The sequence below is a fragment of the Frankia sp. CeCAU1 genome, from assembly GCF_977971845.1.
The window spans coordinates 21,592-33,539 of record NZ_CDWWXA010000030.1; the positions used below are offsets into that span (position 1 = coordinate 21,592).

Here is an 11,948-nt window from a genome sequence, read left to right on the forward strand (position 1 = left end):
GGTGGTGCGGCCCCACCGGCGCTCGTGTCGCGGCGCCGGTGGGGCCGTGTTCGTTCGAACGCGTTCAAGAAACGTCCGTCGGCCCCCTCGGACGGCGGTTCTTCAACACGCCCGCAGCTTGCAGGGCGCTATTAGGAAACAGGGGCCGGCCGACCACCCGGACCGCCGGCCCGGTAGGCCGCCATCGCCGCCTCACGCTCGGCGTCGTTCATCTCGTTGAGTGCGACATTCGGACTGCTGAACGTGATGCCGCGGACATCGTCGAGCGTCCAGAGCTTCGAGGGGTCGTCGAGCTCGAGATGGGGCTGCGGAATCAGGGTCTTGCCGTCATCACGGACGTACCCGAGGTCGGAAATGACATCGGCGAGATCCCAGTTGTGGTAAAGAGTCTCCCACTCCCGCTTGCCGGTCAGCCGGCCCATGTTCGGCGTCGGGCGGCCCTGGTACTCCGGCCGGAAGGCCACCTTGTCAGTCCAGTGGCAGGCTTCGGAGCAGTAGGTGCGCCACTGGTCGTCCACCTTGTCATGCACCATGTCCTCGCGGATCACACAGGGCACCATGCACGTCCAGCACCGCTGGGGGTACTGGTAGTCGACGTTCTCGAACGCGATGGGCTTGTTCCGGCCGGGGTAACGCATCCGGTTGTAGTTCTCCCACCACTTTCCGTACTTGTTGTACCAGCCCGGGTACTTCGACTCGAACCACTCGAAGTCGTCGTCGGTCATCGGGTCGATCCGCCAGTAGTTCACCGGCCATCCGGTGGCGAAGAACTGCGCGACCTCGTGCACGTACCCCTTGTTGTAGATACGGTTCCAGGCTTCCTCGACCAGGTCGTGGGGGATCACCAAGCCGTACTTCTCGAGCGGGATGAGGTAGCTGCGGTAGTAGTCGTCGTAGATCCAGCGCTGCCACATCTCCGCGTAGCTCTCGCGGTCCTTGCGGCGGTCCTTCGTGCCGTACTCGATGAAGGTGCCGATCGCGGCATCCACCACGGCGTGGTTGTTCCACCACGCGTAGCGCAGGTCACGCTCGAGCAGCGGCCGGTTGGCCTCGTCGGCGAGCGCCATGAGCAGGATGGAGTACCCGTTGCTGATGTGGCGAGACTCGTCGGACTGGACCGAGTGGAACACCGTCGGTAGCAGGTAGTCACCGTTGGCGGCCGCCTCGGACGGCATCGCGACAAACAGAGTGTTGGTGAACGCCGTCTCGGCGACGACGGTCAGGTAGATGTTCGCCGCGGTGATCGCGTCACCGGTGATGAAGCCCTCACCGAACTGGCGGCCGATCGTTCCGGCGTAGTTGTTGGCGAACGCCTTCTCAGTGATGTCGAAGCCGGCCGGATCGATGTAGTGGTTCATGTACAGGCGCTTGAGGTTCATCTGGATCGTCGAGTGACGCACCTCGTCGATCATCTGTACCGCGAGCCCGTTGTGGATCTCAGGGTTGGGGACGGCATCGATCGCCATCGGCATCGCCCGGGCCGCGGAGATCTCCGGGAACGGGATGATCGACAGGAAGAGCTTCTGCCACTCCATCCAGCGCTGCTGGACCTGGCGGAACATGTTACCGCGAATCGCGCCGTCCATCGCGCCGTACACGCGGTTGTCCTTCTCCTCCTCCATCGGGAAGTAGGAGCGCAAGATCTGCTTGAGCGGGTCCTTCTTCGGAGACTTGTCGAAGGTATAGTCGGTGGCAAACCGCTTCGCGGGCGTCGCGAACGTCGGTTCCCATGACAGCTCCGTGATCTTTTTGTGTGCCTTTGTCAAGCTTTGACGGCTCACGTCCTGCCTCCTGGACGATACGGGGTCGGGCAGACACCGGCGATGCCCGCCTGCACCGAGATCGACGCCTATCCGCGTCGACCCTCCTTCCGGCCGGAACCGGTGCCTGCACCACGTCCCTTCGTATGTCCCACATCACACTCCCCGTGGGAGGTGTGTGGGATCTCAATCTGAGACAGGTACCAGGACTCGGCCAGCAAGATCACCGGGGAGGCGAGGAGCGAGGAGCGCCGGTCGGGTGCGGCGGGCGCCCGGCAGTGGGCGGAGCACAAGGTCTAGCCAGACGGTGGGCGGCGATCTAACCTCGCTCGGGAACCGCTCGTGACCACGTCGGACGCTGCGGTTGTACCGGAGTCGTCGAGGTTCGCCGTTCGCGGGAGGAGATCCATCAGATGGCTGGTTGTTCGAGCAACCTAGATGCTTATAATCGTCAGGGCGCCGAGGTTGCGCAGGCGCGGGAGCTGTTCCTGACCACCGACTCCATCGAGCCGGACAGGGTACGCGACAGCATCCGGGCGTCCTGGTTACGCTCCCGGCACTGGGAGGTAGCGGCGGAAGGCCCTCGGCTCACGTTCGTGGGCGACGTCGACAGCGAAAACGCGGTCAGCCGCGCCGCAGCGCCCATCGTCCGCCAACTCGGCGATCAACTTGTAGACCAGCCTATCAGCATCATCCTGACCGATGCCGAGGGAGTCGTCCTGGCCCGGCGCACCGGTGACCGCGCCCTGGAGAAGCACCTCGACGCGGTCCAGCTCGCACCGGGTTTCAGCTACGCGGAAAGACTGGTGGGAACCAACGGAATCGGTACCGCGCTCGAGGGAAGGTCCCCCGCCCATGTCTTCGGGCACGAGCACTACGCCTCGAACCTCGAGGATCTAGCCTGCGCCGGAGTGCCGATACACCATCCAGTCACAAGGAAGATAATTGGCGTCTTGGACCTGACCTGTTGGCGTCCGGACGCCGGGCCCCTGCTCATGGCCATGGCCCGGGCCGCGGCGGCACAGATTCAGGAATCCCTGCTCGCCAACGAAGAACACCGTGACCTTGCCCTGTTACGGGAGTATCTCAGGACATGCCAACGGATTTCCGGCGTGGTGCTCGGCCTCAACGACGACGTCGTCATGATGAACGAGCACGCGCGCCAACTGCTCGACCCCCGCGACCAGTCGGTGCTGATCGGGCGCATCACCGATGTCGTCGCCAGACGCCGTGCCACCACCCTGATGATGGAACTGCCCAGCGGAACCTGGGCCCGCGTGCACTGCCGGACAGTGGCAACGGAGAGGGCCACCGACGGGGCGGTGGCCCATGTCCGTTTTGTCGAAGCGCCGCGCCCGCGGCATGCGGACACCGCTCTGACGCGGCTTCCGCTGCCCGGCATCGTCGGCTCCGGAACTCTATGGACCCGTGCCTGCCGGGAAGTGGACGCGGCTGCGCAAGCAGGTGAGTGGGTGATATTACGGGGAGAGCCCGGCGTGGGCAAAACAGCCCTGGCCCGGGCCGTGTGCCAGCGGCATGATCCGTCCGCCTGGTTCTCCGTTGTCGACGGCCACAACACTACTGTTCGGGAGTGGGGGACCCTTCTCCGCCACGAACTGAGCCGTAGCCGGGGCACGCTGGTGGTACGCCACGTCGATCGCATCGACCCCTATCGGCTGCATGTGCTGGCGTCCGCCTGCCAAGCAGCGGAGGCGGGCGGCCGCCGGGATCTGCCGTGGGTAGTCCTGACGCTCAGCGCCGACGACAAACCCCTCGGCCCCCTGATGCGCTACTTCCCGCGTTGCATCGAAGTGCCCCCGTTGCGGCACCATATCGATGATCTGCACCAAATCGTGCCGTTCCTGCTGGTAAAACTTACCCGTGGCGGCCAACTCGCCTGCTCCCCGCAGGCTATGCAAGCACTGTTGCGTACCAGTTGGCCAGGCAACATCGAGCAGGTGCGGCAGGTGCTGCGCAAAGTCATCCAGGTTCGCCCCGCAGGCACGATCATGGTCGGTGACCTGCCGCCGGAATGTCACACGGTCACCCGCCGGGTTCTCGGAGCCATGGAGGCGATCGAGCGAGACGCAATAGTGCAGAGCCTGCTCAGCGCGGACGGGAACAGGACCCTCGCGGCGCGGGCTCTCGGCATGTCGCGAGCGACGATCTACCGCAGAATCCGGCAGTACGGCATCGAGATCCCCGCTCCCAGCGTGTAGACGCAATCTTGCGTGGAGCCCACGGCAGCAGAGTGCGGGGAGCAGAGTGCGGGGAGCAGCAGCCCTACGACAGGCCGCAGTGGCGGTCCCTAACGTGGAGGCCCATCATGGCTGCGCGGTCGCGACCCGGTCCCGGCCGGAGCGCTTTGCCTGGTAGAGGGCCACGTCGGCGCGGATGAGCAGGTCGCCAAGCCCGGAATCGTCCGGGTTCAGCATCGCCACCCCCACGCTGACGGTGACCGGGAGCGGACCGTCGGCGGTAGCCACCGGGCTGGCCCCGATCGCCTGCCGAAGCCGCTCGGCGAGAACACCCGCCGTCGCAGCCGGGCAGCCCAGCACGGCCGCGAACTCCTCGCCGCCGATACGGCCGACGATGTCCTGCGGGCCCAGCGTGCCCTGCACACGCCGAGCGACCTCGGCGAGAACCGCGTCACCCACAGCATGACCGTGACCGTCGTTGACCTGCTTAAAATGATCAATATCGATCATGAAGGCGGCCAGCGGCCGCGCCGCATGCAGATGCCCGCGGACCAGAGCGTCGGCCTGGTCGAAGAAATGACGCCGGTTCGCCAGCCCCGTCAGCGGATCACTGTCCGCAAGCCGCTGCGTCTCCTCGAACAGGTAGGCGTTCTCACAGGCCGCCGCCGCCTGGCCCAGCACGGCATAAGCCAGACGAGCCTGCCTGGGGTTGTAGCCTCCAGCAGCCCGCGAGGCGATCAGAACGACGATGCTGGGGGCCGGCCGGCACAGCGCCGGCACGGCCAGCCAACTGCCCACCGGGTAGCGCTGGCCGGGGAGCACCTCCGGCAGCCTCCGGTGCGGCCCGATCATCCCACCGCCGTGGAACGCCAGCAGCAGAGGGGAATCCGGAAGCGGGACGATCATCGCCCCGACCGCCCGGGTATCCACCTGGCCGTGGACCGCCACGACCCGCAACGTTCCGCACGGTTCCCGGGCCAGCGCCCACGCCGCCTCGCACGGAAGCTGCGCGGCAGCCGCCGTCATGACCCGCCCGAGGATCTCCGGCGGAGTCACCGCCCTGGTGGTCTCGACGACGACCCGGTGCATCGTCTCGGCCAGTTCCCGCTGCTGGCGCTCGGCCATCAGCAGCCTGCGCAACTCCGCCGCGTCGGCCTCGCGAAGCGAGATCAGTTCCCGGTCGTGCCCCGGCACGGCGAGAAGCAGGACATCCTGGATCTGGTTGGCGACCATGCCCGCCATGACCGCCAGCAGCGGCCCGGCATCCCGGCGCGGACAGGTGAGATCGAACAGGCCCAGCGTCTGCCCCGTCACCGGATCACGCAGGGGAACACCGGCGCAGGCGAACTCGCCGAGGGACTCCGCGTAGTGCTCCTGACCGAACACGTGCGCCGGCCTGTGCTCCTCCAGAGCGGTACCGATGCCGTTGGTGCCGACAAACCGCTCGGCATAACTAAATCCGGGCAGCAGCGATACGCGGTCCAGCCGGCGTTCGAATGCGGCGTCGCCGGTGCACCGCATGAGCACCAGACCGTTCGCGTCGGTGACGATCGCGCTGACGGCCTGCCTGGCCAGCCGATCGGCGAGCTGGCACAGGACCGGTTCGGCCGCGCGCACGACAGGTACGTCAAGGTCCGACGCGGCGAGGAGGGGCTCGGGGCTGTCCGCGGCCACCGCCCACCGCCGCGACCGCATCCACGACTCGCGGATCGGATCCCGCACCCCACCGGACTCGCTGGTCTCAGCCGAGATCTCAGCCGAGATCCCGGCGGTGAGGAACCGCTCGCGCAGCCGCTCGAGCGAGGCTCCCTCCCCACCGTTGAGGCGAAGCCCCGAGGCCCGTCCGGCTCGCCGAGACGGTCCTGACCGATCCGGCATGACGCACCTTCCCGCACCTTTAACCGTGTGACCTGGGGCAAGTATATGCCGCTTGGACCTGAGCTCAGAATCATAGTCCGCTTAGCCCGGCCTGCCAGGGGCGGACAAAAATCGCGAAGAAAGTGATATCCAGTGTTTTTCTCCCGAAAATCGGTCTTTCAGGCGGCTGGTAGGTTGACGCCTCCTGCCATCGGCGCCGTCAGCCGGTGAGCAGACCTCGCAGGAGCAGCCGCACCCACCGTCGGCGGGCCGCCGGGGAGGGATCTCGTTACCGGGCATCAGGCTGAGCACCAGCACGAAGTCGTCCGCGGTGACGTCGGGGTGGAGGACGCCCTGACGATGCGCGATCTTCGCTAGGTGACTCAACGCGACCTTCGTACCGCTGATGACTCCCGAAGCGCGAAAGGCCCCCTCGGAGTTGCACGCCTGCGCGTACTTCGCCACCAGCCGCGGCGTCTTCTTCTCGCCGGAGCCACCCACCATGGTCGACTGCAGAATCGCCGGCGGCCGCGGTGAGTTCAGCGGAATCTCTGCGACGAACACCTGTCCGGTTCCCAAAGATTTTCGACGACAGACGACCGGACGACGTCCCGCATCATGTCGGCGTCCCACGCGTAGGATTTCAATAGGCGTTGCATCTTGGGCGGCGCAGGATCACCCGCATACTCGGCGAGCATCCACCCGTTCTTCCGTTCCACCCCCGCCAGCAGGCCTGTCACAGGCAATCCGGCCTGGCCCGACGCCGCCTCGCTACAGAAACGTCCCGCCACCCGGGAGAACGACTCCTCAGAGCCCCACCTCCCGCTGGTCGACACCCCCATCGCCTACACTGCCATCTACGGCCACCGCGTCTTCACGGTTATACACAGACCCGAATGATCACACGGTGGCCGCACTGCGCCACCGACTCCTCCACACGGGCAACACAGAGACCACTATTGCTGTAGTAGTAAGCCGACATGGGTTGGGCGGCCATGAAGAGCGTGATCATCGAGGTTGCGGACCGCGACGCGGGCGGTCCGTCGCTGCTGGAGGTCGAGCCGGGCGAGGTGGCGACGTTCGGTCGCGGTACGCCCGGCCGGCCGGTAGACGTCGTGGTGCCCGACCAGGGAGTTTCCCGAGTGGCGGGCCAGATACGGCCGGTCGAGGACTACTGGCTGCTGACAAACTTCAGTCGGGATTCCACGTACGTCGTGGAAAACCCCGAGGGCGCCGGCGAGTTCGTGAAGGTTCCCCCCCGACGGGTGGCGGCACCGGTTCCATTCGAGTTTGCCCGGGTGCTACTGCCGCTGACGCGTGGGGTGGGCGGCTTCAAGGTGTACGCGCCGCAACACGAGTATGTCGACCGGCGCATGGTCGCCGCCGACGACGGTGAGCTGACCCGCCAGGTCTTCCCGCTCGACGAGACGGCCAAGTACTTCCTGATCCTCGTGGCGTTGTGCGAGCCGCGGCTACGGGACTCCTCGGTCGTCGCCATTCCCACGCTCGACCAGGTGATCGACAGGTTGCGCCCGCTGCCGGGCTGCGCCAGCCTCACCCGGTCCGCCGTGAACTTTCACATCAATTACCTCGTCGAGAACAAGCTGCGGGTCAAGCCGCCGGACACGGTGGGAGGGGACCGGTTCGCGGCCCGGCGGGAAGCCCTCGTGACGGTGGCGCTGCGCTTCAACGTGGCCCGGGAGGAGCATCTGGCGCTGCTTCCGTCCCCGCGTCTCGGCGGCCGGCCCGGTAGTGATGGGCAGCGCAGCGGGCGACGCTGACCATGCCGGTGCCGATCACAGCGGAGTGGTCGGAGCGCACCCCGTCCGTAGTCGTCCCGCGCGGCTACCGGGTCGGCCCCTTCACGGTCACAGACAAGATCGCGGCAGGTAGCTGGGGCGCGGTCTACGGCGGGTGCCGAGCCGACCGGGACGGGCTATCCGGGGACAGGCCACACCAGACCGGCGCCGAGGTTGCGTTGAAGTTCCTGCCGGTTGCCGGACTGTCTCCCCGAGAGCGCGCGGAACTGCGGGCCGGTGCGCTGCGCGAGGCGGCGTTGGTTCGGATCCCCGCCCACCCCCGGCTGATCCGCGCGCTCGCCGTCCTGGTCGTCGACGATCCCGACCGACCCGACCTGCATGGGGCGGTGGTGTTGGCCATGGAGCGGGCCACCGGCAATCTGGTCGACCTGCTCTACACCACGGCGCCCCTCTGCACCACGGCGCCCCTCTGCACCACGGCGCCCCTCTGCCCCACGACACCCGACGCGTCGTCGGGTCCCCCGCCGGCGAACCGGGTCCGCATCCTCGTCGAGGTGTGCGAGGGCCTAGCCCACATGCACGCGAACAACTGGGTCCACGGCGACCTTAAACCCAGCAACGTGCTCATCATGTCGGATGGTTCGGCCCGGCTGGCGGACTTCGGTTTAGCGGTCGAGATCGACGGTACGCACGGCCGCGCGCCGCGCCTGGCATCGCCCGACCACACCCCGCCGGAATGGTGGAGCGAGCGCATCACGGAGGCCGGGGTCCCGATCCGCATGACCCGGGATGTGTGGGCCTTCGGCGTGCTCGCCCACCAACTGCTGACCGGCACCCATCCCTTCCCTGGGCAGACCAGCCGGTCCCGCTCCGAGGCCGCCCTCACCTATGCGGCGGGGCACACACCCCTGCGACTGGCGGAGACGCTGCCCGACGGCTGGCGGGAAGTGATCCGCGACTGTCTGGCTCCGACCCATCAGGCCCGCGCCGCGCACCCGATCGACACCGTCCTTCGCCGCGTCCGCGCCCTCCAGCGCGCCGGTGACGCGATCACGACCCCGACGCGCGACCTGCGGCGCGTGTCCCGGCCGGGACCGGACAGCCCGGTCGCGCCTCCGGCGCATCAAACGGCCACGGCGCAACGAACGGTGGCGCCGCGGCGCATCCTGATCCCGGTGGGCCTGCTGGCTGTCCTGATGCTCGCCACGGGGTCGGTCCCCCAGCCGTTCTCGTTCCAGCCGGGTGGCGAACTGCGCCCCGGCGCGCCGATACCCGCCGCCTACCGTCCGCTGATCGTCCGGGCCGCGCACGCCTGCCCGGACGAGATGGTCACGCCCGCACTGATCGCGGCGATCCTCGCGACGCAGAGCGGCTTCCATCCCCGTGCCTCCTACCCGGCAGCCGCGGAGGGCCAGGGCGAGTACGGCATCGCCGGATGGACACCACGGGTGTTCACGGGGTTCGCGGTCGACGCGGACAACAACGGCCGGGCGTCCTACTGGGACCCCGCCGACGCCATCTTCGCCGTCGCCAATCAGCTCGAATATGCCGACCAGCGGCTCGGCGACGTTCCCGGTGACCGGGCGCTGCTGCTCGCCGCCGCATATCACACCAGTGTCAAGTATGTTCGCGCCAACGGGCCCCGGGGACCGCAGGTGCAAGGTTACGTCGAGCGGGTGCAGCATTATCTCTCGCTTTTTACCGACCGCAGATCGGCTGCGTCGAGTTAGATCGTACGACACGCTTCACCGGCGGTGACCCTGTCACCCGGCAGGGTCACAGGCATCCGGGTCCGACCTAGGTTTGGCCAGGTCGACATCGGATCGTTTCATTCAGGTGTGACCTTCGGCTGTCGGCACGTTATCTGCTGTTCAGGGTGACGGGAGGAGGTGAATTCCGTGCGTTCGTACGAGCGTCCCACGCTGGCACGTGTCGGCCTGTTCAGGCTCAGGACCACCGGCAGCGGTGGTTACCACTGGGAGTGGATCGACGCCTGGGGATGGGGCCCCTGAGCCTCCGATCGACCGCTCCCCAGCGCTGATCGCGGCGGGCGGCCCCGGTGCCCCCGGCGCCGCCCGCCGACGCAACTGCGCCGGTAACCCGTTGCCGCCCGTCATCCGTATTCCGGTGAGGAACTCCGGTGAGGAGCCAATCCCTTGCTACCGACCGGTCCCTGGTTCGTCGCCCTGCCCGACAGCGGACGCGTGACGGCGGTCGCCGACACGCTGCGGACAGCGCTCCCCGGTATCGTCACGATCGCGCACCCCTCGGGGCGGCCCTGGCTGGTAGGCCGCTGGGCTCCGTGGCGGGTGACGGTCGCTCGGGCCCGCGACACGGTCATCGCCGTCGTGGGCGATCACATGATGACTCAGGAGCCGTTGAACGCCTTCGCCGGGAACGTGACGAGCGTAGGCGACCTCGACCGCCTGTACCCCCGGATCCGCGGAAGCGTCCACCTGGTCGCATCGGTAGGAGGCACGACCCGGGTACAGGGCACCGCCTCCGGCCTGCGCCGGGTCTACTCCGGCACGGTCGACGGCGTCACGATCGCCGGTGACCACGCAACCGTCCTCGCGGGCCTGTCGGGTGCGCTCGTCGAGCCGACCCGGATCGCGGTGCGGCTCCTCTTCCCCGGCGTGCCGTGGCCGCTGGGCTGGGATCCGGTGTTCAGAACCGTCGAGGCCACCCGACCGGGGCACTACCTGCTGCTGACCCCAAGCGGCGAACCTAGACAGGTCCGCTGGTGGAATCCCCCGCCGCCCGAGCTTGCCGCCAGCGAGGGAGCAATGGCGCTGCGGGATGCCCTCACCGAGGCCGTCCAGGCCAGGGTCACCCCGGGGGCGAAGATCGTCTCCCATCTGAGCGGGCTGGACTCCAGCTCGCTGTGCTCGCTCGCGGCCCGGGAGAAGGCCGAGGTCGTCGCGATGACCGCGGCGCAGCCCGACCCGATGGACGACGACGTCGCCTGGGCCGGTCGCACAGTGGCGGCACTACGCCGGGCAGGCCACCGGGTCGAGCACGACGTCATCCCGGCGTCGGAGTGCCCGCTGGTCTACGACGGGATGCTCGCCGCCGGCGACAAGTTCGACGAGTTCGACGAGCCGTTCCTCTACCTGCACAACCACCGTCGCTTCCGGCATATCCTCCGGCGCGGCGAGCGCCATTCCCCGCAGCTGCACCTGATGGGTCTCGGCGGCGACGAGCTGTGCGCCCCGGGCCCCCAGCTCTTGACCGCCATGCTTCGCACATCCCCGTCCGTGGGGTGGCGATATCTGCGGTCCGCGGCAGCCTGGAACCGGTCGTCCCTGGCCACCGTCGTCCCGCAGCTGGCCCGCGGCTATCTGGCCCACGGCCGGACGTACGCCGGGTGGCTGCGATCGGCCGCGGACGCGGTGGGGCGCCCAGGCCCCGAAAAGCGGGCGCCGGTCGGCTGGGGAACCCCGCCGGTGCTCCCGGCCTGGGTCACCGACGACGCGATGAACGCGGTCCGGGAGGAAATACGCCACGCCGCCGGGACGGATCCCCGGCTGGCCGCGGACCGCGGAACGCATCACAACCTCGCGGTCCTCCATGCGGGTGCTCAGGTGGCACGGGGATTCCAGCGGATCGCAGCCCAGGAGGGCATCCTGATCTCGGCGCCGTTCCTGGACGACCAGGTCGTCGACGCGGCCCTGGCGGTTCAGGCGGCAGGCCGGTACGAGCCCGCGCGGTACAAGCCGCTCCTGGTTGACGCGATGCGCGGCGTCGTCCCCGATGTCACGCTGCGGCGCGTAACGAAATCCGACACCGCGGCGGCCGCCGTCATCGGCAGCCGGCGGCACCGCGACCAGATAACTGGCCTGCTGGAGGATTCCCGGCTGGCCAGGTTGGAACTGATCAACGTGGGCGTTCTGGCCGCGGCCGTCCGCGGCCCCATCGACATCCAGACCCCCCACCGCCGGCTCGAGCCAACGATCGGCTGTGAAGTATGGCTCCGCAACCGTAGTGAGGACTCGAATGTATTCATTGGCAGCTGACATCTCGACGGTCGATACGGACTACGGCGTCGTCCTCCTGGACGAGACGAAGGGCGAATACTGGAATCTCAACCCCTCCGGCGCGGTCGTCCTGCGCTCGGTGCTGCGGCCCGGGACGGTGGACGACGCCGCCGCAGCCCTGGTGCGCGATTTCTCCATTGATGTGGAGGTGGCCGAGCAGGACGCGCGCGGCGTCATCGACGAGCTGGTCGGGGCGGGGTTGCTCGTTCCGGCCGTCGTCGAGGGCAGTCCGCGGACCCACGGCGAAGCGGCGCGTTCGGGACAAGCGCCGGGGCAGCCATGAGCATCCCGCAGACAATCGGCGTCGAGCGACATTCGTTCTCCCGGCGGGAACGG

General features: G+C 68.1%; 8 protein-coding genes and 1 pseudogene. 5 read left to right on the forward strand and 4 right to left on the reverse strand.

Going from position 1 to position 11,948, the window contains the following annotated elements; genetic code table 11:
- Positions 1-131 precede the first annotated feature (131 nt).
- Positions 132-1,781 carry an aromatic/alkene/methane monooxygenase hydroxylase/oxygenase subunit alpha gene (locus AC08OO_RS08070; RefSeq protein ID WP_476609394.1) on the reverse strand — a complete coding sequence of 550 codons (1,650 nt, stop codon included), beginning with the start codon at positions 1,779-1,781 and terminating at the stop codon, positions 132-134.
- A gap of 392 nt (positions 1,782-2,173) precedes the next feature.
- On the opposite strand from AC08OO_RS08070, the gene AC08OO_RS08075 reads away from it, so the two are divergent.
- Entirely contained in the window at positions 2,174-3,979 is a 1,806-nt protein-coding gene (locus AC08OO_RS08075) for a sigma-54-dependent Fis family transcriptional regulator (RefSeq protein ID WP_476609395.1), read from the forward strand.
- Positions 3,980-4,084: 105 nt separating this feature from the next.
- Here the strand turns inward: AC08OO_RS08075 and AC08OO_RS08080 are convergent, their stop codons facing one another.
- From AC08OO_RS08080 to AC08OO_RS08090, 3 genes and pseudogenes are all read right to left on the reverse strand, one after another.
- Positions 4,085-5,836 carry a GGDEF domain-containing protein gene (locus AC08OO_RS08080; RefSeq protein ID WP_476609396.1) on the reverse strand — a complete coding sequence of 584 codons (1,752 nt, stop codon included), beginning with the start codon at positions 5,834-5,836 and terminating at the stop codon, positions 4,085-4,087.
- 81 nt (positions 5,837-5,917) lie between these two features.
- Complete coding sequence (locus tag AC08OO_RS08085) at positions 5,918-6,379, reverse strand: hypothetical protein (protein ID WP_476609397.1); 462 nt, start codon at positions 6,377-6,379, stop codon at positions 5,918-5,920.
- A gap of 2 nt (positions 6,380-6,381) precedes the next feature.
- Positions 6,382-6,657: pseudogene (locus AC08OO_RS08090) on the reverse strand (IS701 family transposase); the annotation flags it as partial.
- Between the two features lie 153 nt (positions 6,658-6,810).
- Here AC08OO_RS08090 and AC08OO_RS08095 point away from each other — a divergent pair.
- The 4 genes from AC08OO_RS08095 (at position 6,811) to AC08OO_RS08110 (ending at position 11,895) form a co-directional block, all read left to right on the forward strand.
- Positions 6,811-7,596, forward strand: coding sequence for a hypothetical protein (locus AC08OO_RS08095; RefSeq protein WP_476609398.1), 786 nt, complete (start codon positions 6,811-6,813; stop codon positions 7,594-7,596).
- Between the two features lie 8 nt (positions 7,597-7,604).
- Positions 7,605-9,305 carry a serine/threonine protein kinase gene (locus AC08OO_RS08100; RefSeq protein WP_476618379.1) on the forward strand — a complete coding sequence of 567 codons (1,701 nt, stop codon included), beginning with the start codon at positions 7,605-7,607 and terminating at the stop codon, positions 9,303-9,305.
- A gap of 426 nt (positions 9,306-9,731) precedes the next feature.
- A complete protein-coding gene (locus tag AC08OO_RS08105) occupies positions 9,732-11,591 on the forward strand; it encodes an asparagine synthase-related protein (RefSeq protein ID WP_476609401.1) in 1,860 nt (619 codons plus the stop codon).
- A complete protein-coding gene (locus tag AC08OO_RS08110) occupies positions 11,572-11,895 on the forward strand; it encodes a lasso peptide biosynthesis PqqD family chaperone (RefSeq protein WP_476609402.1) in 324 nt (107 codons plus the stop codon). Before AC08OO_RS08105 ends, AC08OO_RS08110 begins: the two co-directional genes overlap by 20 nt.
- Positions 11,896-11,948: the final 53 nt, after the last annotated feature.